Below are 24,427 nucleotides of genomic sequence, written 5' to 3'. Positions count from 1 at the left end.
AAGTCCCTAGATTTGCATTTTTTAGTTTTTTCTGATATAATGGGAAAATATTCGGAAAAGGAGACTAAAAATGAAGAAAAAATTTCTAGCATTTTTGCTAATTTTATTCCCAATTTTCTCATTAGGTATTGCGAAAGCTGAGACAATTAAGATTGTTTCTGATACCGCTTATGCACCTTTTGAGTTTAAAGATTTAGATCAAACATATAAAGGAATTGATGTTGACATTATCAACAAAGTCGCTGAGATTAAAGGATGGAACATTCAGATGTCCTATCCTGGATTTGACGCAGCAGTAAATGCAGTTCAAGCTGGTCAAGCAGATGCCATCATGGCAGGAATGACAAAAACTGCAGAACGTGAAAAAGTTTTCACCATGTCTGATACTTACTATGATACAAAAGTTGTCATTGCAACTACAAAGTCACACAAGATTAGTCAGTATGATCAATTAAAAGGTAAAACTGTTGGTGCTAAAAATGGAACAGCCGCTCAACGTTTTCTTGAAACAATCAAAGATAAATACGGCTTTAGCATTAAAACATTTGACACTGGTGATTTGATGAACAACAGCTTGAGTGCTGGTGCCATTGATGCCATGATAGATGACAAACCTGTTATCGAATATGCCATCAACCAAGGTCAAGACCTCCATATTGAAATGGATGGGGAAGCTGTAGGGAGTTTTGCTTTCGGTGTGAAAAAAGGAAGTAAATACGAGCACCTGGTTACTGAATTTAACCAAGCCTTAGCTGAAATGAAAAAAGATGGTAGTCTTGATAAAATCATCAAGAAATGGACTGCTTCATCATCTGCAGCAGTACCAACTACAACGACTACAGCTGGTCTAAAAGCAACTCCTGTTAAAGCTAAATACATCATTGCAAGTGATTCTTCTTTTGCACCTTTTGTGTTCCAAAACTCAAGCAACCAATTTACTGGTATTGATATGGACTTGATTAAGGCCATCGCTAAAGACCAAGGTTTTGAAATTGAAATTACCAATCCTGGTTTCGATGCCGCTATCAGTGCTGTCCAAGCCGGTCAAGCTGATGGTATCATTTCTGGTATGTCTGTCACAGATGCTCGTAAAGCAACTTTTGATTTCTCAGAATCATACTACACTGCTAATACTATCCTTGGTGTCAAAGAATCAAGCACCATTGCTTCTTATGAAGATTTGAAAGGGAAGACAGTTGGTGTTAAAAACGGAACTGCTTCTCAAACCTTCCTAACAGAAAATCAAAGCAAATACGGCTACAAAATCAAAACCTTTGCTGATGGTTCTTCAATGTATGACAGTTTAAATACTGGAGCCATTGATGCCGTTATGGATGATGAGCCTGTTCTCAAATATTCTATCAGTCAAGGCCAAAAATTGAAAACTCCAATCGCTGGAACTCCAATCGGTGAAACAGCCTTTGCTGTTAAAAAAGGAGCAAATCCAGAATTGATTGAAATGTTCAATAACGGACTTGCAAACCTTAAAGCAAACGGGGAATTCCAAAAGATTCTTGATAAATACCTAGCTAGCGAATCTTCTACTACTTCAACAAGCACTGTAGATGAGACAACTATCTGGGGCTTGCTTCAAAACAACTACAAACAACTCCTTAGCGGGCTTGGTATCACTCTTGCTCTAGCTCTTATCTCATTTGCTATTGCCACTGTTATCGGGATTATCTTCGGTATGTTTAGCGTTAGCCCCTACAAATCTCTTCGTGTGATCTCTGAGATTTTCGTTGACGTTATCCGTGGTATTCCTTTGATGATTCTTGCAGCCTTCATCTTCTGGGGAATTCCAAACTTCATCGAGTCTATCACAGGCCAACAAAGTCCAATTAACGACTTCGTAGCTGGTACTATTGCCCTCTCACTCAATGCAGCGGCTTATATCGCTGAAATCGTGCGTGGTGGTATTCAGGCCGTTCCAGTTGGGCAAATGGAAGCCAGCCGAAGCTTGGGTATCTCTTATGGAAAAACCATGCGTAAGATTATCTTGCCACAAGCAACTAAATTGATGTTGCCAAACTTTGTTAATCAATTCGTTATCGCACTTAAAGATACAACCATCGTATCTGCTATTGGTTTAGTTGAACTCTTCCAAACTGGTAAGATTATCATCGCGCGTAACTACCAAAGTTTCAAGATGTATGCAATCCTTGCAATCTTCTATCTTGTAATTATCACACTTTTGACTAGACTAGCGAAACGCTTAGAAAAGAGGATTCGTTAATGGCAAAATTAAAAATTGATGTAAATGATTTACATAAGTATTATGGAAAAAACGAGGTTTTAAAGGGAATTACAACTAAGTTCTATGAAGGAGATGTTGTTTGTATCATCGGTCCTTCAGGTTCTGGTAAGTCAACCTTCCTTCGTAGCCTCAATCTTCTAGAAGAAGTTACGAGCGGTCACATCACCGTGAACGGCTATGACTTAACTGAAAAAACAACCAACGTTGACCACGTCCGTGAAAATATCGGAATGGTGTTCCAACACTTCAACCTCTTCCCACACATGTCCGTGTTGGACAACATCACCTTTGCTCCCATTGAGCACAAGTTGATGACTAAGGAAGAAGCTGAGAAATTGGGAATGGAGCTGCTTGACAAGGTTGGTCTAGCAGATAAAGCTAATGCTAACCCAGATAGCCTATCAGGGGGACAAAAACAACGTGTGGCCATCGCACGTGGACTAGCAATGAATCCAGACATCATGCTCTTTGATGAACCAACTTCTGCCCTTGACCCTGAGATGGTCGGAGACGTACTAAACGTTATGAAGGAATTGGCCGAGCAAGGTATGACCATGATTATCGTAACCCATGAGATGGGATTTGCCCGTCAGGTTGCCAACCGGGTTATCTTTACTGCGGACGGTGAATTCCTTGAAGACGGCACACCTGACCAAATCTTTGACAACCCACAACACCCACGTCTGAAAGAGTTCTTGGACAAGGTCTTAAACGTCTAATACTCTTCAAATAACCTCAAAGCAGTGCTTTGAGCAACCTACGGCTAGTTTCCTAGTTTGCTCTTTGATTTTCATTGAGTATAAACTCAAACTGTAAGGATTTCCTTGCAGTTTTTTTCTATCTCGTATTGGATTTTTTGATTTTTCGGAAAATTATGTTAGAATTAAGTTTATGAAATGAGGTTTCCTCATACCTAGCAAGACTAGGAATAAAATAGAAATTAGGTAGCTAGATGTCATCTAAAGTTATTGTTACAATTTTCGGTGCGAGTGGAGACCTGGCTAAACGCAAACTCTACCCTTCCCTTTTTAGACTATATAAATCCGGAAATCTTTCCAAGCATTTTGCAGTCATTGGAACTGCCCGTCGTCCTTGGAGCAAGGAATATTTTGAATCTGTTGTAGTCGAATCTATCCTTGATTTGGCAGATAGTACCGAACAGGCTCAAGAGTTCGCTAGCCACTTCTATTATCAAAGTCATGATGTCAACGATACAGAGCATTACATTGCTTTACATCAATTACAGGCTGAGCTGAATGACAAGTACCAAGCTGAACACAACAAGCTCTTCTTCTTGTCTATGGCACCTCAGTTCTTTGGAACTATTGCCAAACACCTTAAGTCTGAAAACATTGTGGACGGTAAAGGTTTTGAACGTTTAATCGTTGAGAAACCATTTGGTACAGATTACGCAAGCGCAAGCAAGTTAAATGACGATCTTCTAGCAACATTTGACGAAAAACAAATTTTCCGTATTGACCATTATCTTGGTAAGGAAATGATTCAAAGTATCTTTGCAGTCCGCTTTGCAAACTTGATTTTTGAAAATGTTTGGAACAAGGACTTTATCGACAATATTCAAATTACCTTTGCGGAGAGCTTGGGTGTAGAAGAACGTGGTGGCTACTATGATGAGTCTGGTGCCCTCCGCGATATGGTACAAAACCATACACTACAACTTCTTTCTCTCCTTGCTATGGACAAGCCAGCCAGCTTCACAAAAGACGAGATTCGTGCTGAGAAGATTAAGGTCTTTAAGAACCTCCATCATCCAACTGATGAAGAGCTTAAAGAACACTTTATCCGTGGTCAATACCGTTCTGGTAAGATTGATGGCATGAAATACATCTCTTATCGTAGCGAGCCAAATGTGAATCCAGAATCTACAACTGAAACCTTTGCATCTGGTGCTTTCTTTGTAGACAGCGATCGATTCCGTGGTGTTCCTTTCTTCTTCCGTACTGGTAAACGTCTGACTAAAAAAGGAACTCATGTCAATATCGTCTTTAAACAAATGGACTCTATCTTTGGTGAACCACTTGCTCCAAACATTTTGACCATCTATATCCAATCAACAGAAGGATTCTCTCTTAGCCTAAACGGGAAGCAAGTAGGAGAAGAATTTAACTTGGCTCCTAACTCACTTGATTACCGTACAGATGCGACCGCAACTGGTGCTTCGCCAGAACCATACGAGAAATTAATTTATGATGTCTTAAATAACAACTCAACTAACTTTAGCCACTGGGATGAAGTTAGTGCGTCGTGGAAGCTGATTGATCGTATCGAAGAGATCTGGGCTGAAAATGATGTCCCATTTCATGACTATAAAGCTGGAAGTATGGGACCTCAAGCTAGCTTTGACTTACTTGAAAAATTCGGTGCCAAATGGACTTGGCAACCAGACATAGCCTATCGTCAAGATGGTCGTTTAGAATAAAAAAATCCTGCAAGGTTATGCCTTGCAGGATTTTTGTTTCTGATTAGATTAAACCTTCTAAGAGACCTTTCATAAAGTTTTCTGAGTTAAACTCTCCAATATCATCAATTTTTTCACCAAAACCAATCAATTTTACAGGAATATTGAGTTCTTCACGGATAGCTAGAACCACACCACCTCGAGCAGTTCCATCAATCTTAGTCAAAACAATTCCTGTCAATGGGGTAATTTTTGAAAATTCTTTGGCCTGTACTAGGGCATTTTGACCTGTTGATGCATCAAGCGCCAAGAAAGTTTCATGAGGTGCTTCTGGTACAACACGTTTGATAATACGACCAATCTTTTCCAGCTCAGCCATAAGGTTATCCTTGTTTTGCAGACGGCCTGCAGTATCAATCATGAGAATATCGATACCCTCAGCTACAGCACGTTCCATGCCATCAAAGACCACACTGGCTGGGTCAGCTTTCTCAGGTCCAGTCACTACTGGAACATCTACTCGTCGACCCCACTCAGCTAGCTGGGCTACCGCTCCTGCACGGAAGGTATCTGCCGCAACCAACATGACCTTCTTACCTGCTTGTTTGTAGCGGTGGGCTAATTTCCCGATAGAAGTTGTTTTCCCAACACCATTAACCCCAACAAAGAGCATGACTGTCAAGCCATCTTGGAAGTGGATGGTCTCATCGTAGTTGCCACCTTTTTCATAAAGCTCAACCAATTTCTCAATGATAACACGACGCAGTGCATCCGGTTTCTTAGCGTTTTCAAGCTTGGCTTCGTAGCGTAACTCTTCTGTTAAGTTAGAAGCGACCTGCACTCCAACGTCACTCATGATCAGCAATTCTTCTAGTTCTTCGAAAAATTCTTCGTCAACAGAGCGGAAATTGGCAAAGAAGGCATTCAAACGAGCACCGAAGCCTGTGCGAGTTTTCTTGAGACTGCGGTCATATTTTTCCTGAACAGTTTCTTCTACTTGAGGTGTTTCTGCTTCAAGCACTTCAGAACTATTTTCTTCTGCAGTCTCTAGGAGCTCAGGATTCTCTTCCTCTGAGACTTGTTCTGAGTTTGGAACTTCTTCGACTTCTTCTTGAGAAACCTCTACAGTTGGCTCTGAATCCTGACTTTCTTCAACTGTCTCTTGATTTTCCTCTTCTTGGAGCAAAGCTTCTTCAACAATTTCAACCTCTGCTTCTTCTTGAGAAACTTCCTCAACTTCTGTAAGGTCAGGCTCCGTATCTTCAGACAAATCAAGATTTTCCAGAGCTTCTTTTATAACTTCTTCGATTTTAGGTTCTTCTTTTTTTCCGAATAGACGGTCAAATAATCCCATATCTTAGTTCTCCTTTAGCACATATTCTTCGATAGCCCAGGCGACAGCCTCTTCATCATTGGTCATTGGCGTTACCACATTTGCGACTGCCTTGACTTCAGGAACAGCATTTTGCATGGCAACACCGAGCCCTGCCCACTCAATCATAGATAGGTCATTGGCCTCATCTCCACAAGCCATGACTTGGCTTTGGTCAATTCCAAGATGGCTGATTAGTTTTGCCAATCCTGTTGCTTTATGAACATTCTTTGGTGACCACTCTAGCAACATTTCACGTGATTTAAAGATTTCATATTGGTCAAACAATTCTGGAGAAATCTTCTGAATGGCTGCATCCAAGGGTTCTTGATCAAAGGCAGTCACGCATTTGTTGTAGGTCATTTGACTAGACAAGTCTTCAAAGTCCACTGGAACAAAAGTCAAAGCTGGATTAAATTTGGCATAAAGACTTTCTTGGTCGGATTGAATTTGATAAACAGTTCCTTCTGAGATAGCATCAAGAGGCAGTGATAATTTCTCTGTTTCCTCATACAAGCGTGCTACATCATCATATGAAAAGACTGTCTTATCAAGGATTTCGCCTGTATTTTTCTGAACCAAACCACCATTAAAAGTAATGGTATACTCATCTTCCTGACCATCAGTCCCTAGCTCATGGAGAAAGAAATCCATGGCTTTTAAGGGACGACCAGTTGTCAATACAACCTTGATACCACGATCACGCGCAGCTTTTAAGGTTGCCTTGGTACGATCCGTCAGCCTTTTATCAGTAGTCAGCAAGGTCCCGTCTAAGTCCAATGCAATCAATTTTATATCTGCCATTATAAGCCCTCCATATAAGCCATAACCGACTGGTCCTTATGGTGACCAATCACAGTCTCTGCTATTTCTAAAATTTCTGGTCGTGCATTTTCAGGAGCTACAGGGTGTCCCACAACCTGCATCATATGCAAGTCATTTAGATTGTCTCCAAAAGCCATAACCTGATCCATCGTGATGCCAAGTTTTTTAGCTAATTCAACAATGGCCACTCCCTTATCGACATAGTCCAACACGATATCAATGGATTCAAAGCCAGTTGTCATAGCCTTAACACCAGGGACATGTTCATTGACCCAAGCTTCTCCAGCTTCCAGCGTTTCTTCTGTGAAGTTGGTCGTAAATTTGAAAATGTCATCTGTGATATCTTCCAGACTCGCTACTTTTTGGATATTTTCATTGTAATGCTGGCTCTCTTTCAAATAGATCTCATCAACCGTATCTAACACATAAGAACCCTTCTTACCCGTCAAGAGCAGTTTATTGATATCTACATAAGGTGAAGTTTTCAGCTTTTCAAAAGTTGCCAGATAAAAGTCACGAGACATGGTCGCTTCATACAAGTCCTGACCTTGATACTCTACCAAACTGCCATTTTCCGCGATGAAAATAATGTCATCACGAACGTCAGCAAATAATTTTTCTAATGATAGAAATCCTCGGCCCGAAGCCACCGCAAAGTATATCCCTTTTTCCTTGTAGGAAGCTAAGAGATACTTGAGGCGGTCCATATCAAAGCGTCCATTCCCATCTAGGAAGGTTCCATCCATATCTGTTGCTACTAGTTTAATTGTCATCCTTCAATACTTTCTAAATCTTTTAACTTAACTGAAACAATCTTTGAAACACCCGATTCTTGCATGGTCACTCCATAGATGGAATCGGCCGCTGCCATGGTTCCCTTACGGTGGGTTACGACGATAAACTGGCTGTCCTTGTCAAAGCGGTTGAGGTAATCACCAAAGCGTTTGACATTGGCTTCATCCAGCGCAGCTTCTACCTCATCCAAGATAACAAAGGGAATAGTCTTGACACGGATAATGGAGAAGAGCAAGGCCAAAGCCGATAAAGCTTTTTCACCACCACTCATGAGGTTGAGAGACTGGATTTTCTTGCCTGGAGGTTGAACAGAAATCTCAACCCCAGCTGTCAGCAGGTCTCCCTCAGTCAAAATGAGGTCAGCCTGACCTCCACCAAACATCTGCTTGAAGGTCACTTTAAAGGACTCACGAATGGCCTCAAAGGTTGATTTAAAGCGTTCCTTGACCTCATCATTCATCTCTGTGATGGTTTCAAGAAGCAGGTTTTTCGCAGACAAAATATCATCACGTTGGCTATTTAGGAAATCCAGACGGTTGTGAACTTCTTCGTACTGTTCAATAGCGTCTAAATTGACAGGACCCAGTGAGCGTATAGCCTTCTCTAAATCCTTAACTTCTTGCTCTGCCAGATTGAGATTTTCCAACTCATGCGCCTTTTCTAAAGCTTCAGTATAGCTGATCTGGTACTGGTCTGTTAATTGGCTTTGTAAATGGCGCAAGCGCTCGCTGATCTTTTCTTTCTTGGCTTCAGCACGTGTTTGCTTACGAATCCACTCCTCATTCTGCTGGCGAGCCTGATCCAAATGACTGGCAATATCATCTAGTTGTCCTTCCATATCATCCATCTCAAACTGCTTGCGAATCAAACCTTGTTGGAGGTTTGATTTCTGAGTTTTGGCTTCTTCTACCTGTTGACTGAGCAATTCTGTATCAACCTTCTCAAAATTATCAACCTTTTCTTGAAGAAGGCGCTGAATTTCTTCTTGTTCAATATCAAGATTATCTAGTTCCTTACCTAAGCGTTCAATATCAGTCACTTCATAACGTTTTTGCCCTTGCAGTTCTGTCTTAAGCAGACGAGCTTGCGCTAGCTCTTCCTGCAAGTTTTGATAACGTTCTTGGATGGCATTTTTATTAGACTTAATCTCTTCAATCTCAGCTTCCAGATTATGCTTTTCACTGGTGATTGTAGTAAGACGCTCTTGGTATTTTTCCTTATCTACTTGCCAATCTCCCTCAGTAAGACGATTTAATTCCTCTTCTTGAAGTTTCCAAAGCATTTCTAACTCTTCCACTTGCTGACTGGTTTGTTGATAGGCGAGGTACAAACCTTGCTCCTGAATACGAGCCTGCTCTCCTTGAGATTTGATGGATTCTAATCTTTCTGTCAATGAAGCCATCTCATCTTGTAAGGTCTTCAAACTCGCTTCATATGTATGCAAGCTAGCTTTTTCTTCAGCAATTTCTTTTTGCAATTGCTCCAGCTCTGGCTTGATGAAGATGCTGTTATTCTGGCGATTGGCACCTCCCGCATAGGATCCACCTGTGCGCAACTCTGTACCGTCCAATGTCACCATACGAACCTGATAACGAACTTTGCGCGCTGCTGCACGCGCGTGCTCAACGGTATCAAAGATAGCTGTCGTAGCTAGCAAGTTCTTGAAAATAGCTTCCAGTCTCGTATCAAATGTCACCAACTCATCTGCCATGCCCAGAAATCCAGCACTTGCAGCGATAGCATCTTGGTTCTGACTAGAAATCGTACGCGCCTTGATCGTTGTCAACGGAAGGAAGGTTGCACGACCAGCTCTGTTGCGCTTGAGGAAATCAATCGCCTTAGTTGCCGACTCTTCATCTTCCACGATAATATGCTGACTGCTCGCTCCAAGCGCAATCTCTAGGGCAGTTTGATAATGCACATCAAAGGTCAGATGCTCACTAACAGCACCAATAATCCCACCAAGGCGGTCTTTTTCTTGGAGAACACTCTTTACACCTGCATAAAAGTTACTGTGATTTCTCAGGATATTTTCCAAACTTTGGGCTCTAGCCTGCTTATTTTTAAGACTATCCAGACGGTCAAAGAGTTGACTTTGTTGAGCTTGATAGGAAGTTTTTTGCTCCTTATGCTGCATGGCACAGACCTGGTAGTCTGCTAATAATTTTTGAACCTGCTCTTTGGCAGTTTCAAGCTCCGCCTTTTGCTGACTAGCCTTCTCTTTAGCTGTAGCTAATTGCTGTTTGAGCTTTTCTAGTTGATCTGCTTGCTTTTGAGAAAGCTGACGACTATTTTCCAACTCATTCTCGATGCGAGTCAGTTGGTTTGAAACATCCGCTTCATCTTGTAAAAGGGCTACAAAGCGTTCACGTAAGAGCTCAATCATCTGATCAGGATCATCTGAAAAAGCTAGCAATTCAGCTTCTAAACGGTTGAGTTTTTGATTATTTTGGACTAGATTTTCCTCTAAGAGGGCTAAAGAACTTTCTTTTTCAGCCTTTTCCTGACTTAGAGCCTTTCTCTTATCCTCCAAAGCAGCCAAACGGACTTGTGCTTCCTGTTGATTCAGGGCTACTTGCTCAGATTCCAGTTTCGATAGGGCTAATTTTCTCTCTAAATCACTAATCAGACTGGTCAAATCCATCAAACTGCCTTGGTCTTTGGCCATTTCAGCCTGTAAATCTTGGCGTTGCTTTTTAAGAGATTGATTTTCTTCTTCTAATTTTTCACGCTTTTGGTAATAGCTTGTCAAGAGTTCCTGAACCTGAGCCAACTCTTCTTCAGTCAACTCTAGTTCAGCCTTATTTTCCTTGATTTGAGCAACCAGAACATCCAAGTAAATTGCCTTACGTTTACCTTCCAAATCTAGAAACTTACGGGCATTTTCAGCTTGCTTCTCAAGGGGCTTGATTTGATTATCCAACTCGTAGATAATGTCTTCCAGACGATCCAGATTATCCTGAGTTTGCTGCAGTTTACTCTCAGTTTCTTTTCGACGAGTCTTGTATTTCAAAACTCCAGCAGCTTCTTCGAAAATAGCTCGGCGTTCCTCAGGCTTGGAGTTGAAAATCTCCTCAACCTTCCCTTGGGAAATGATAGAGAAGGAATCTCGTCCCAAACCTGTATCCAAGAAAAGATCATGAATATCACGCAGACGGACTTTCTTACCGTCAATCTTGTATTCACTGTCTCCACTACGATAGATATGGCGTTCTACCCTGATTTCTTGACCAGCATCCTTGATAAATCCATCATGATTATCCAGAGTCACAACTACAGAAGCATAATTAAGCGGTTTGCGACTTTCGGTCCCAGCAAAGATGACATCCGGCATCTTGCCACCACGGAGACTCTTAACACTTGACTCCCCCAAGGCCCATCGCAAACTTTCTGTAATATTCGACTTTCCAGATCCATTGGGACCAACAACTGCCGTCACACCTTGATCAAAGACGACCTTGGTCTTGTCAGCAAAAGACTTGAATCCCTGAATTTCGATTTCCTTTAAGTACATGAATCCAGCCCTTTCTCAACGGCATTTTTGGCAGCTTCCTGCTCTGCTAATTTCTTAGAACGACCTTGACCTTGACCAATGCTCTTACCTTCAACAAGAACTTCTACATCAAAGATCTTATCGTGGGCAGGTCCCGTTTCAGAAATCACCTGATAACGAATAGCCACATCCCCATTGACTTGAAGTAACTCTTGGAGATGGGTTTTGTAGTCTGTAATCATCTCAAACTCGCCAGCTTCAACCTTAGGAATCATGACTTGATAGATAAATTCCTTGACCTTGCTCACATCCTTATCCAAAAGGAGAGCACCAAGAAAGGCTTCAAAGGCATCACCAAGAATGGTGTCACGATTGCGACCACCCGATTTTTCTTCCCCCTTACCTAACTTGATAAACTGGTCAAACTGGCAATCACGCGCAAAACCAGCCAAACTCTCCTCACGGACAATCATGGCACGGAGTTTAGACAAGTCACCCTCAGGTTTTTTGGGATATTTTTTATACAGATATTCTGAAATCAATAACTGTAGAACAGCGTCTCCTAAAAATTCCAAGCGTTCATTGTGTGAAATTTTTAAGAGGCGGTGCTCATTGGCATAACTCGTATGAGTAAAGGCGGTTTCCAGTAAATTTTTGTCTGCAAATTCGATTGCAAAATGGTTTTTAAGTACAGTTTGTAATTCTTTCATACCAACCTCTTTCTAACTGATAACAGTCCTTTTTATTATATCAAAAAAAGCCCCCTGAGTCACTTTAAAACGGGACTGGAGACGATTTGAGCATTCTATAGAATATATTTTTCAGTTTTATACTCTTCGAAAATAAAATTCAAACCACGTCAGCTATGCCTTGGATTATATATGTGACTGACTTTGTCAGTCTTATCTACAACCTCAAAGCAGTGCTTTGAGCAGCCTACGGCTAGCTTCCTATTTTGTTCTTTGATTTTCATTGAGTATTAGGGAAAAATTTGGGTCAGAATAAAGAAAAAAGCCCTACTAAAGGCTTTCTTAGGCTGTTTACATCCACCCTGAGGGAATCGAACCCCCATCTCAAGAACCGGAATCTTACGTGATATCCATTACACTAAGGGTGGAAACTTGTTTTATTATAACAAAAATTTGCTCTAATAACAAGTTTTTTCTAGTGAGATAACCCGTCTTAGTGGGAAGCATCCCCATTCCAGATGGAGTTTTTCACGATCACATAATCAACGTGTTTAAGGTCAGCAAGCTGACGTCCACCTGCATAAGAAATAGCACTTTGAAGGTCTTGTTCCATCTCAGTTAAAGTATCTTGCAGATGACCTTTGGCAGGAAGCAAGATACGTTTGCCTTCCACGTTTTTGTAAGCCCCTTTTTGGTATTGTGAAGCTGAACCGTAGTATTCTTTGAACTGTTCACCATCGACTTCAATCGTTTTCCCTGGACTTTCGATGTGTCCTGCAAAAAGGGAACCAATCATGACCATGCTGGCACCGAAACGGATAGACTTGGCAATATCGCCGTGAGTACGAATTCCTCCATCAGCGATAATCGGTTTACGCGCAGCCTTAGCACACCAGCGTAGAGCAGCCAACTGCCAACCACCTGTACCAAAACCAGTCTTGACCTTGGTGATACAAACCTTACCAGGACCGATTCCAACCTTAGTAGCATCCGCACCAGCATTTTCCAATTCACGCACCGCTTCTGGTGTTCCCACATTTCCAGCAATGACAAAGGTATCTGGCAATTCTTTCTTAATGTGTTGAATCATTGAAATCACGCTATCCGCATGACCGTGGGCAATGTCAATCGTGATGTACTCAGGAGCATCAGCCTTGAGCTGGCTGACAAAATCATACTCATAATCCTTAACACCGACAGAGATAGAAGCAATGAGCCCTTGCTCGTGCATGCGTTTAATAAAAGGAATGCGTCCTGCCTCATCAAAACGATGCATAATGTAGAAGTAACTACCTTTAGCCAGTTGCTCTGCTACATTTTCATCCAAAATTGTCTGCATATTAGCTGGCACAACAGGTAGTTTAAAGGTGTGATTTCCTAGAGTGACACTTGTATCCGCTTCTGCACGGCTTTTAATCACACATTTATTTGGAATCAATTGAATATCTTCATAATCAAAAATTGGAAATTCATTTAACATATCGATGTCTCGTTTCTTTTGTAATGACCTACCTATGCTCTCGCATCACTACGCCTTTTCCGACGTTTCCTTAATTAATTATAAAACAAAGTACAGTTTTTGTCAAATAATTTTATAATTTAAATTATATTGTTCGGATTTTACTTGCGTTAAAAACAAAAGAAAGAGGAGAGATTATTTTCTCCCCAGTTCTTTAGTAATATTCCTTTTAAAAGTTTCTTCAGAGTTTTCCATCATTTCACAAAATTCACGATAGGATGAAGATTTCTGAGGAATTTGAATAGACCATTTCTTTAATAGAGCTCCGTACCCTGCTAGCTTTCCTATCTCATTATCAACCGCCTTTTTCTCACTCGGGAAAATAAGACCAGCCTTCTCAGCTTTTAAAATATAAGAATAGGAAATCAGCTGGAACAAGTCCTCACGATTTATTTCTTTTTCAGCCTTTTCAAGCTTTTTATATTTAGCATCTAATACTATTTTAAGCTCTTCTTGATAAAAATCTGGATATACTTTTCTTTCTTGACTAGAAAATACTGAAATTCCGTCCGTCTTATCTTTATTCCGTGGATGGATAAAATCTTTTGGCAACAAAATATGAACATACTCTTCCCAAAGCCAGGCAACATCAAAAAGAATACCATGAATTTTTTGATTTTGATACTCTAAACCGTGCTTTTCTTGGTTTAGAATCATCAGACAAAGTTCTTGTAACTTTCTGTACTCGTTAAAGTATGCATGACGTAGAGGTTTAGATTGATTTCCCCGAATAATCTTCGCACGATCAGCTAGTTTATAAGAAGGAGTTACCCGCACGATTTCTGCTACATTTTCACGACTAGTTAAGAGATTATCAAGAACCCCTTGCCCAATGCTTTTATGATTCTTAATGTATTCAATAGTATGACGAATCAACTGCATGAGGGGATTATCATAGGTGAACTCTCTCGTTGTGTAGGCAATATTTCCCGTGAAAGGAAGGTTTTTCTTGAGATGGTTTCTTACATCAATCACTCCCTTAACATGACTGTTGTTATGAGAAAATCTCTGGTATTCCTTATAAAGACCTTTTCGGAGAGCAGCTTGAAGATACTTGGGAAAGAGATACATCAAAAGTTGATAGAGTTTATCTTCACGCGACAAAGCTACATCTAAACTAGTGAGATTGATATGAAGAACCTTTTGTAAAAGATAATGTAAAAAATAGTCATCACCTTTAATCGAAAAACGAGAGGAGATTGTTAATCTCTCCTGACCATAGCCCAGAAAACCAATCACATTTCCTGTCTTGATTTTCTGATTAATTGTTTCAAAGATTTTTTGATCCTTCTCTAAGTCAGGAGAATTCTTCAAATCATTTGGAAAAATGAAAACACGTTCATCTTGGGATAGACTTTCCAAGGCTCTATCTAAAAGAAGATTGCTTAGTTTAGGATATTCTTTAACAAATTCTTCTTTAACAATCTTGTGTTGATTATCAGTGATCCGCATCATCATTTTCATCGCCTTCATTGTCATCAGCTACTGCCTGATCTTTTTGCTCATTCTTTGTCAGATCGAATGCTTTTTTCAATGTTTCTAGAGTTTCAGCTTCACCATAAGAACCACGTACATAATCTTCCAAAAGTGGTTTGAGATAATCAGACCAGAGTAATTCATAGTCAAAATCCACTTCCTTCAATTTAAGGAAATAACTTGGACCGATATGATAATGACCATTTAGCTCCTGAACTTTTTCGATTTCAGCATTCAAGTTTCTTAGACGAATTTTAGCTTCTTCGGCTTTATCACCAAGCACCTCATCAAGCATACCAAGTTGACTTTCAGCAGTAATTTCAACAAAACGGAAACGACGACGCATAGCAAAATCAAAGGTATCCACTGAACGGTCAATATCATTCATAGTTCCAATGATATAGACATTTTCAGGGATATAAAATTTCTCATCAGTCTCATGTAAATTAGCATACTGGGTAGAAACACTTCCCTTTTCACCACGATAACCAGGATCAATAGAGAAAAATAGTTCACCAAAAATCTTAGAAATCTCCCCACGATTGATCTCATCGATGATGAGAACGAAGTTTTTCAATTCATTATCTATTTCTATTATTTCATCCTGAATACTTTCATTTTTTATCATTTTGTAAAGTGTCAAATAGTATGAAAATTCTTGGGTTGCATTATTTTTATTAAAAAACTGAGTTATCTCTTTAACATGTTCAAATTGAGATTCTGAAGTTAACATTGCTTCGATATCTTTAATTTTCAATTTTGCATTTTTTGATACCTCATTTTCAGGAATAGATATATAAATGTAATTTTCATCAATTTCTGTAATGATAAAGGACGATTGACGTTTTGTATATAACTTGTCAGACGGAAACTCCATATTAGCAAAATATTTTGAAATCTTTGCTATTGATTTTTTTTCCTTTTCTAAATCATCCTTTTTTTTATGTGAATAAAGCCAATTTTTCTTTGCTTTCAAACAAAACTCTTTAAAAATACCATCTTGTAATTTAAAATCAATAGCTCCATCCACATTTGATACCGGTCTCAATCCCTCAACAAAATCCGTATAATCATAAGATGGATGAAACTGTACAAAGCCGATTTGATCTTCGTTGCCATCCGTTAATTCTTTAGCAATTTCTTTAGCAAGATAAGTTTTTCCCGTGCCAGGAGCACCGCGGAGGATGAGGTTTTTGGATTTTAATAAGATATTCTTATACTCGTTGATATTTTCTGACATGTTTATCTCTTCCTTTTCTGATTCTCTATAAAAAGTAGTGAAATTATCATAAAAGTCTTTTAAAATTTCATTGGGTTCAGCAGTTGATTCCAACTCTAAGTCCTTGACAAGGTATTTATACTCTAAATCTTCATCTGGAGTATTACTATACCATTTTACAATTTTAAATTCTGTGAGTTTAAATCTCTGAAAACCACACCTTATATTTATCCATGAGTTATCAATGTCACTCAGCCGATAACCAAAGTAAGGTAATTTTCTAGATCTCTCTCCACTCTTTGGACCATAACAACCATTACTAGCCATTTGAACTTTGTACGGAATACCCTCAATAGTCAGAGCAGGGTAAATATGTTCAGCTCCATCTAATTTTTGAGAACGTTTAATTTCTATATCTTTTGAATTATAGATATTTGCTTGATTCACAAATTTAGACAAAAATTCTCTGAAAACTTTATAACACTCTGATTTAATTCCACTTTTTACAAACTCATAAGATTTATTTATAAAAGGGAAAATCTCATTTAATGAATTTTCATCCTCAATAAAATACTCAACATCAAGTGTCCAACCGAATGAATCAGGCTTCTTATTAAACAACAAAATATCTGAATCATGAAGACTCTTAGAGAGAACGGCAATCTTTATTCCTTTATTTTGAAAATTAATCTCTATAAAATTTTGTAACTTCCCTTTCCTATTTTTAACCTGAAAAGAAATATAACTTTTTGTTTGATTTTCAATTGCATCTGGGAATTCTTTTTTTATCCTGTCAATGAAAGTTTTTTTTGAAACCATTGTGTTTTCCTTGCTTATTAAAAATTTATTATTAGACGTAAATTATATTTGTTTCGTTCGAAGTAGGATATTTTACTTTGCAGAAACCACATTTTATTAATATATATTCTACATCTAGCATATCATATCCTATAGAAAAAGAAAAGAATTTCTAAAGAAAAAGTCCAGTGTAGAGGGGTTTATCACCTCTCAACACTAGACTTCTTTTTATCTTAATAATACTCTCCCTGACGGTAGTCCCATGAGTTAAAGGTGTCTGACAGGTACATCATAATCTTATCAATGTCAAGTCCTTTGCGGATTACAACTGGAGCGGGTGAAGTTGAACGAGCTCCTCTTTGTTCAGGGATGAGGTTGCCGTCCTTATCGACCATAGACACCATCACACCTTGCTCGTAGCGAGTTTCAATCGTTTTGTCAGGCTGGATGGATGCCACGTAATCGTCTGCCTCGATAACAAGGTCCACTGCTCCTTCGATACGTTGACCGATACCTTCTACCTTACCACGGTTTCCTTTTCCAGAAGGGTTTGCAGATGAAGCGTAGACCATTTTTCCTTCTTCCCAAAGTTTAGCAGCCAACTGTTCACCAGCTTTCCCAAACTTGATAACGAAACAGCTAGTACCACGCACATCAGTCATGAGTTCTTCACGTCCATCACCGTATGCTTTGAGTTTTTCAAAGGCTTCTGGTTTCCAAGGAAGGATACAGCCAAGGAGAATGTCTTCATCCCAATGTTTTTGGTAGAAGGCTTCGATTTCAGGGTTGAGTTGTGCTAAAGCACGAAGCTCGTCCATGCTACCACAGAGAACAACACCTGGTTTGTTACGATTGCGTTCTTTGGCTGCAAACTTACGTTCCAGACCTGCCTTGTCACTAGTCATGATAATGTATCCGACTTTAGTAGGGCAAACGATACATCCGCCCTCACCTTTTAAAATGTCATAGCCTTCTTGTGAAAGTGTTCCGTTCCATTGAATGTGTTTTGTCATAGTTCTATTTCCTTTTCTATTTTTATTCTATTCTTGCCAGTAGGCTGGTCGTTGTTTTTCATAGGCAGCAATCAAATCTTCATACTGCAAGGTGATACCAATATCATCCAAACCATTTAGAAGCTTGTGTTTCCATTCGCTATCAATTTCGAAGGAGAACTCTCCAACTGGTGAAATGATCCTTTGTTGTTCCAAGTCCACAGTAACCTGGTCGCTTGGTTTCAATTGGGCGAGTTTTTTTCTAACTTCTCTTGGCTGAACAATAGGCAACATACCATTATTGAGTTCATTATTGTAATGAATATCTCCGAAAGAACCTGCAATTACGACTTTAAAACCATAGTCTGCTAGAGCCCAAGCTGCATGTTCTCTCGAAGACCCTGCACCAAAGTTATCCCCTGAAATGAGGATACTAGCTTTGCGGTATTCAGGTCGATTAAAGATAAAGTCTGGATCCTCAGTATAGAGATCATCTAGATAACGCCAAGCATACATGAGGTACCTACCAAAGCCTTTTTTATCAATCAATTTGAGAAACTGCTTGGGGAGGATTTGGTCAGTGTCGATGTTATCATTCATGAGAGGAACGGTCGTTCCCGTATAAACTGTAAATTTCTCCATATCCTCTCCTTACTGGGCTTCTGGCATTTGCCGAACATCTACGAAACGCCCTGCAATAGCTGCCGCAGCTGCCATGGCCGGACTACAGAGATGGGTCTTAGCACCAAATCCTTGTCTATCTTCAAAGTTTCGATTGCTGGTTGATGCACAGTGAACACCATCAGGTACCTTGTCAGGATTCATCCCTAGACACATGGAGCAACCTGGGTCTCTCCACTCAAAGCCGGCATCTAGGAATACCTTGTCCAAACCCAACTTCTCAGCAGCTCGCTTGACTGGTCGAGAACCAGGTACCACGATAGCTGTTAAGTTAGGGGCAATCTTCTTCCCTTCGACAAATCGAGCCGCCAGTTGCAAATCGCTAAGTCTAGCGTTGGTACAAGAACCAATAAAGACATAGCCTAGTTGGATATCTGCTGGTTTCTGACCTGGTTGTAAATCCATGTAATGATAGGCTCGTTCATCATTCATGTCCGTAATTTCTGGGAACCTAGAATCAAAGTCAACACCCATAGCTGGATTAGTACCCCAAGTCACCATAGGAGCCAATTCTGACACATCCATCTGGATAACCTTATCGTAAACGACATTCTCATCACTGACAAGGGTCTTCCAATCATCTACTGCTGAATCAAAATCCTTGGGAATACATTCACGTCCCTTAAGATAATCATAGGTGGTCTGATCTGGATTCATGATGCCCATCTTGGATCCAAACTCGATGGACATATTGCAGATGGTCATTCGCTCTTCCATGCTCAGTGCATCAATAACTTGTCCACAATATTCCACCACGTAGCCAACACCACAGGCAACGCCGTACTTGGCAATCAAGGCTAAAATGAAATCCTTGGAATAAACTCCTTTTTGAGGAACACCTGTAAATTCCACCAGCATTTTCTTGGGTTTGACCTGCCAGAGTGTCTGGGTAGCGAAGACATGCTCAACCTCACTGGTCCCAATTCCAAAGGCGATAGCTCCGAAAGCACCGTGAGTAGCCGTATGGCTGTCTCCACAGACGATGAATTTTCCTGGTTGAGTCCGTCCTGTCTCTGGACCAACCATATGAACGATTCCTTGCTTTTCTGAACCGTGGGCAGCATGTTCGATTCCAAACTCTTCAACATTTTCAGCTAACTTATCAATCTGTGCTTTGGAGATTACATCTCGAATATCGTAGATATTGACCGTCGGAACATTGTGGTCAAAGGTCCCAAATGTTAAATCGGGTCGTCTCAATCTGCGACCTGCGTCTCGTAATCCTTGAAAAGCCTGAGGACTGGTCACCTCGTGGATATAGTGCTGGTCCACATACATGAGTTGGGGTTGCCCCTCTTCTCCTGTGATGACATGGCGGTCCCATAATTTATCAAAAATCGATTTTCCTGCCATCCATTACCTCCAAATAAAATATAAGGCTACTAGTGTAATCACCATCCCAAGAAACCAAACTGTTTTAAAATACCATTTTCGAGTCTTGTGGTGAAAGATGATTCCTGCTAACCAGGCAGCAAAACCACCACATAAGAATGCAAATGATAATAAATATTTTTCAGGTATTCGCCAAGCACCTCTTTTGGCTTTAGATTTATCAATACCATAAATCATAAATACCAATAGATTCCAAATCAAAATAGCAAAAGTAATTCCTTGATTTATCTTCATAATCTTTCAATGATGGCTTCTGTCATTTCCCTAGTCGAAGCCTGTCCTCCTATATCTCTCGTTAAAATTCCTGCTGCCAAAGTTGCTTCAACTGCTTTTTCAATACGCTCCGCATCCTCATAACATCCAAAACTATCTCTCAACATCATTGCGACTGATAAAATCATGGAAATGGGATTGGCAATGCCTTTACCTGCTATATCAGGAGCTGAACCGTGAATCGGTTCATAGAGACTCGGTCCATTTTCAGAATGACTGGCTGATGGCATGACCCCAAGTGTACCAGATAGGACGCTTGATTCATCAGATAAAATATCTCCGAAAAGATTCTCCGTCACGATGACATCAAACTTAGCAGGATTGGTAATCATAAGCATGGCAGCTGAGTCGACTAGCTGGTGTTCCAAGGTTACGTCGGGATAATCTTTTGCGACTTCCTCAGCCACTCTTCGCCAGAGTTTTGAAGTCGCTAGAACATTTTGCTTATCGATACTAGTAACGATTTTTCTCCGATTTCTTGCGATTTCAAAGGCTTTGCGAATAATCCGCTCCACTTCCTCGTAGCTATAGTCGTTGATATCACGCGCTTTTCTTTCTTCAAGAATATGATCCCCAAAGTAAATCCCGCCTGTCAACTCACGCACCACGACAAAGTCCACACCAGCTATTCGTTCCGGTTTGAGAGGTGATAAATGCTTGAGACTCTCAAAGATTTTGACTGGTCGAATATTGGCATAGAGATTGAGTTCCTTACGGAGAGTAAGTAAGCCTTGTTCGGGCCGAACCACCGTCCCATCATACTGAGGACTACCGATAGCCGCTAGGAGAATGGCATCTGCTTCTCTACATGCTTTGAGGGTTTCACTAGGTAAAGGATGCCCTGCAGCATCGATACCTGCACCTCCAAAAGGTCGTCTATCAATCTCATAGTCAAAGCCTGTTTTTGAAGCTAGAGCTTCCAGAACTTCTAAACCAGCTTCCATGATTTCTGGGCCGATTCCGTCTCCTGCTAGGGCCACTATTTTCTTTGTCATTGCATTCTCCTTTACACACTAGGCATGTCGCGATAGGAAATGCTTCGTCCCATCTCACCAGCATTCTCTTTTTGAACAAAGGTATTGGCATTGATGTAGGCAATAGCCGAAGCCTTCAGTACATCGAAATCAAGCCCTGCTGCATTAAAGATGGTCTCTGTATCTCTGTTTTCAACAGTGACCAAGACACGAGCTTGGGCATCAATCCCATCTGTCACCGCATCAATAGTGTAAGACACAAGACGAACAGATTGGTTGAAGAACTTGTCGATAGCATTAAAGATCGCTTCAACGGAACCTTGACCTGTCGCATTAAATTCGACTTTCTCACCATCCATATTGGCTAGACTTACGAGCGCTTCAATATCATTGTCTGCATGAGTTTGAAGTTGTAAATCATCAAAATGAAAGCCTTCTGGATTTTCAACCATGGTTCCGGCTACCAGAGCACGAATATCTGCATCTGTGATTTCTTGTTTCTTGTCGGCCAGTGCCTTGAACTTAGCAAAGAGTGGTTTGATATCCTCTTCTGTAAAATCTAGGGCTAATTCTCTTAGTTTTTCAACAAAGGCATGGCGACCGGACAATTTACCAAGCGGAAGACTATTACTCTTAACACCGACCAATTCAGGTGTAATGATTTCATAGGTAAGAGGATTTTTAAGAACCCCATCTTGGTGAATACCAGATTCGTGAGAGAAGGCATTGCCACCAACGACAGCCTTGTTTTTAGGAACTGGAATACCTGAGAAGCGAGAAACCATTTCTGACGTATTGATGGTTTCATTTAAGACAATACTGGTTTCTGCTTGGTAGTAATCTTGGCGAATACTGAGAGCAACTGCTATTTCTTCCAAGGCAGCATTTCCAGCTCTCTCCCCGATACCATTGATGGTTCCTTCGACTCGTCCTGCTCCATTCTTAACAGCAGCAAGGCTATTAGCTACAGCCATTCCGAGGTCATTATGACAATGAGGAGAATAGATAATCTGACGGTCTACCTTGACATTCTCAATCAAGTGTTTGAAGATAGCACCATACTCCTCTGGCGTCGTAAATCCAACCGTGTCAGGGATGTTGATATAAGTCGCACCTGCATCAACCGCTGTTTGAACAACTTGCAAGAGGAAATCCAACTCGGTTCTAGTCGCATCTTCAGGAGAAAATTCGACAATTTCAAACTTCGAACGGGCATAAGAAACATGCTCTTTAATAGCTTCTAAAATCTCTTCCTTACTCTTATTGAGCTTATACTTTCGGTGTATCGGACTGGTCGCGATAAAGACGTGAACCTGTGGATACTTGGCATCCTTAAGCGCCTCGTAACAAGCATCTATATCAGACTTGACCGAACGTGCCAAACCTGTCACCGCTGTTTTCTTCAAGACTTTAGCAATCTCCTGAACTGCTGTAAATGAATCTGGACTCGCCGCCGGAAAACCAGCTTCAATTGCTGAAATGCCCCATTTCTCCAGCTGCCTTGCAATGGCAATTTTTTCCTTGATTGAAAAATTAACACCAGGTGTCTGCTCTCCATCCCGAAGGCTAGTATCTAGAAATTCAACTGCTCTCATAAGATTTCCCCTTTTCTAAATTTGGTTTTAAAAAAACATCTCGCTCGGAGTTCCAAGCGAGATGTTGATTTACTCCCGCTTGGTAAGCCAAACAGGACTAATGCTTTTGCACTAGCCCGAGTACCTCAACAACAAAGCAAATTGATTAAACTTAGCTGTTTTCATGTTTGACTTTCTCCTTCGTTTGATATCTTGTTTAGTATTTTAGCATAGGCAAAAAGACTTGTCAAGAAAAAATCCAATATTTTCTGAAAATTTCTTCAGTAGAGAATATTTTGCTAATTGAAAGTATTTGAAAAATCAAACATATAATTTCATTTTTTTGAAGTCAGAAAATAACTTTTCTCAAATAATTCAAGTACCTTTTCGTCAGTTAGACTATCATCAAGCGCCACACTAATCCAGTAACGTTTATTCATATGAAAAGCTGGATAAATCCCTTTTTTTACCAACAAATCAGCTACTTGATCATGCTTTAGATTGACGGCTTCCACTAATCCTTCTCTGTCCTTTTCAAGCTTGTCCCAAGAGATTTTCATCAAGACGGCATACCACTTTTGATTTCCTTCATGCCGTAATACTGCTGTATCAGGAGATTTCTCCCATAGATATTCCAACTGATTACCATATTTTTTCTGAATCTGAGTCATGATTCGCTTAGTCTGAGGACAGACAAAATCTTGCGCATCAAAACAAATCTTCCGAATTTGGTAAAGAATCTTCATACATGCCTCTCGAACACCTCCGACAAAAATTCCTCTCATGCTTTCCATATGGACTTGAGGATAGAGGTCACCAGTTTCCTGGTCAAAGACTTGAAAACTCAAGTTTCCATCAACTACGGACACAGTCATGACAAAGTCACCCTGCAAAATCTGACAACTATAGGTCCAGACTCCCCCATTTTCTACAAAACCAAAAGCATGAGCCTTTTCTTGATTAAACTGATAGGATTTAAAAATTTCAAACATAAGTGAAAACTGCTACCCAAGGCTAGCAGTTCCTTTCTATTTTTTAAAAGACAACCTTAGTTCCATGTAATTGGGTCACACCCAGTCGGTCGATAAAGGTTTGACGGTTGTCAAGGTCAATCCCCCCACCAGGTAGAATTTCAATCTTACCTTTAGCGTGTTCCAAAATTCTGTGATAGTGAGCAAAACGTTTGTCTAGTGAATCGCCAGACACACCAGCACGAGTTAAGATACGAGTGACTCCAGCTTGGCTGAGCCAGTCAATAGCTTCCGACTGATCTTCTTCTCTCAATTCATCAAAGGCCATATGAAAGACAATTTCCATTCCTTTTGATGCAGTAATTAACTTTTCCAGATTAGGCTTATCCAACTTCTTATCAGCAGTTAAAGCTCCAAATACAACCCCTTGACTTCCAGCTTGAGCAGTCAAACGAATGTCCTCTAACATAATTGCAATTTCCATATCATTATAGACAAAGTCGCCACCACGTGGACGAATCATAGTCATAATGGTCGTATCGTAGTCGGCCGCCAGTTCCACAGCTGCCTTTGTCACTCCGTAACTTGGAGTTGTTCCACCAACTGCTAGATTATCACAGAGTTCGATTCGACGAGCTCCAGCCTGCATCGCTTTTTCAAGCAAGGACACATTTTCAGCACAAAATTCGTAAATCATTTGATTCTCCT

19 protein-coding genes and 1 tRNA gene are annotated in these 24,427 nt (G+C 40.3%); 3 read left to right on the top strand and 17 right to left on the bottom strand.

Annotated elements, in window-relative coordinates; translation table 11 throughout:
* The first annotated feature begins 70 nt into the window (after positions 1 to 70).
* The 3 genes from D2908_RS04935 to zwf all read left to right on the top strand — a co-directional run bounded on the left by D2908_RS04935 (position 71) and on the right by zwf (position 4,697).
* Positions 71 to 2,236 (top strand): ABC transporter substrate-binding protein/permease, encoded by a 2,166-nt coding sequence (locus D2908_RS04935; protein ID WP_117305326.1) that lies wholly within the window; start codon positions 71 to 73, stop codon positions 2,234 to 2,236.
* Complete coding sequence (locus tag D2908_RS04930) at positions 2,236 to 2,976, top strand: amino acid ABC transporter ATP-binding protein (protein WP_049487244.1); 741 nt, start codon at positions 2,236 to 2,238, stop codon at positions 2,974 to 2,976. The genes D2908_RS04935 and D2908_RS04930 overlap by 1 nt, the downstream gene beginning before the upstream one ends.
* A 233-nt stretch (positions 2,977 to 3,209) precedes the next feature.
* A complete protein-coding gene (zwf, locus tag D2908_RS04925; RefSeq protein ID WP_117305324.1) occupies positions 3,210 to 4,697 on the top strand; it encodes a glucose-6-phosphate dehydrogenase in 1,488 nt (495 codons plus the stop codon).
* A 43-nt stretch (positions 4,698 to 4,740) separates the two neighbouring features.
* Here the strand turns inward: zwf and ftsY are convergent, their stop codons facing one another.
* The 17 genes from ftsY to D2908_RS04840 all read right to left on the bottom strand — a co-directional run bounded on the left by ftsY (position 4,741) and on the right by D2908_RS04840 (position 24,416).
* On the bottom strand, positions 4,741 to 6,030 hold the full coding sequence (gene ftsY, locus D2908_RS04920; RefSeq protein WP_117305322.1) for a signal recognition particle-docking protein FtsY: 1,290 nt from the start codon (positions 6,028 to 6,030) through the stop codon (positions 4,741 to 4,743).
* Between the two features lie 3 nt (positions 6,031 to 6,033).
* Positions 6,034 to 6,852 (bottom strand): Cof-type HAD-IIB family hydrolase, encoded by an 819-nt coding sequence (locus D2908_RS04915; protein WP_117305320.1) that lies wholly within the window; start codon positions 6,850 to 6,852, stop codon positions 6,034 to 6,036.
* Positions 6,852 to 7,646 (bottom strand): HAD family hydrolase, encoded by a 795-nt coding sequence (locus D2908_RS04910; protein ID WP_117305318.1) that lies wholly within the window; start codon positions 7,644 to 7,646, stop codon positions 6,852 to 6,854. Before D2908_RS04910 ends, D2908_RS04915 begins: the two co-directional genes overlap by 1 nt.
* Positions 7,643 to 11,182: a chromosome segregation protein SMC gene (smc, locus tag D2908_RS04905; protein ID WP_117305316.1), complete on the bottom strand. Its 3,540-nt coding sequence runs from the start codon at positions 11,180 to 11,182 to the stop codon at positions 7,643 to 7,645. The genes D2908_RS04910 and smc overlap by 4 nt, the downstream gene beginning before the upstream one ends.
* On the bottom strand, positions 11,173 to 11,871 hold the full coding sequence (rnc, locus tag D2908_RS04900; RefSeq protein WP_117305314.1) for a ribonuclease III: 699 nt from the start codon (positions 11,869 to 11,871) through the stop codon (positions 11,173 to 11,175). The genes smc and rnc overlap by 10 nt, the downstream gene beginning before the upstream one ends.
* 335 nt (positions 11,872 to 12,206) lie before the next feature.
* Positions 12,207 to 12,278, bottom strand: a tRNA-Arg gene (locus tag D2908_RS04895).
* 65 nt (positions 12,279 to 12,343) lie between these two features.
* A complete protein-coding gene (locus D2908_RS04890; RefSeq protein WP_117305312.1) occupies positions 12,344 to 13,330 on the bottom strand; it encodes a GMP reductase in 987 nt (328 codons plus the stop codon).
* 174 nt (positions 13,331 to 13,504) lie between these two features.
* Positions 13,505 to 14,821, bottom strand: a complete 1,317-nt coding sequence (locus tag D2908_RS04885; RefSeq protein ID WP_165847447.1) for a 3-isopropylmalate dehydrogenase — start codon at positions 14,819 to 14,821, stop codon at positions 13,505 to 13,507.
* Positions 14,808 to 16,883: an AAA family ATPase gene (locus tag D2908_RS04880; protein ID WP_117305308.1), complete on the bottom strand. Its 2,076-nt coding sequence runs from the start codon at positions 16,881 to 16,883 to the stop codon at positions 14,808 to 14,810. Before D2908_RS04880 ends, D2908_RS04885 begins: the two co-directional genes overlap by 14 nt.
* Before the next feature lie 212 nt (positions 16,884 to 17,095).
* Entirely contained in the window at positions 17,096 to 17,875 is a 780-nt protein-coding gene (locus tag D2908_RS04875) for a Sua5/YciO/YrdC/YwlC family protein (RefSeq protein WP_117305306.1), read from the bottom strand.
* Positions 17,876 to 17,902: 27 nt separating this feature from the next.
* Positions 17,903 to 18,496, bottom strand: a complete 594-nt coding sequence (gene leuD / locus D2908_RS04870) for a 3-isopropylmalate dehydratase small subunit (protein WP_117305304.1) — start codon at positions 18,494 to 18,496, stop codon at positions 17,903 to 17,905.
* A gap of 9 nt (positions 18,497 to 18,505) precedes the next feature.
* Positions 18,506 to 19,888: a 3-isopropylmalate dehydratase large subunit gene (gene leuC, locus D2908_RS04865; protein WP_117305302.1), complete on the bottom strand. Its 1,383-nt coding sequence runs from the start codon at positions 19,886 to 19,888 to the stop codon at positions 18,506 to 18,508.
* Positions 19,889 to 19,891: 3 nt separating this feature from the next.
* Positions 19,892 to 20,161: a DUF1294 domain-containing protein gene (locus D2908_RS04860; RefSeq protein WP_117305300.1), complete on the bottom strand. Its 270-nt coding sequence runs from the start codon at positions 20,159 to 20,161 to the stop codon at positions 19,892 to 19,894.
* The gene (leuB, locus tag D2908_RS04855) at positions 20,158 to 21,195 is read right to left on the bottom strand and encodes a 3-isopropylmalate dehydrogenase (protein WP_117305298.1); all 1,038 of its coding nucleotides are present in this window, start codon (positions 21,193 to 21,195) and stop codon (positions 20,158 to 20,160) included. Before leuB ends, D2908_RS04860 begins: the two co-directional genes overlap by 4 nt.
* 11 nt (positions 21,196 to 21,206) lie before the next feature.
* Positions 21,207 to 22,769 carry a 2-isopropylmalate synthase gene (locus tag D2908_RS04850; protein ID WP_117305296.1) on the bottom strand — a complete coding sequence of 521 codons (1,563 nt, stop codon included), beginning with the start codon at positions 22,767 to 22,769 and terminating at the stop codon, positions 21,207 to 21,209.
* Positions 22,770 to 23,083: 314 nt separating this feature from the next.
* A complete protein-coding gene (locus D2908_RS04845) occupies positions 23,084 to 23,740 on the bottom strand; it encodes an MmcQ/YjbR family DNA-binding protein (protein WP_117305294.1) in 657 nt (218 codons plus the stop codon).
* A 43-nt stretch (positions 23,741 to 23,783) separates the two neighbouring features.
* Entirely contained in the window at positions 23,784 to 24,416 is a 633-nt protein-coding gene (locus D2908_RS04840; RefSeq protein ID WP_117305292.1) for a copper homeostasis protein CutC, read from the bottom strand.
* Between the last annotated feature and the right edge of the window lie 11 nt (positions 24,417 to 24,427).

It is taken from the genome of Streptococcus sp. LQJ-218 (genome assembly GCF_003428885.1).
Classification (GTDB): Bacteria; Bacillota; Bacilli; order Lactobacillales; family Streptococcaceae; genus Streptococcus.
Note: the sequence above shows the minus strand (reverse complement) of the source record. Positions and strands in the feature narration are given on the sequence as shown.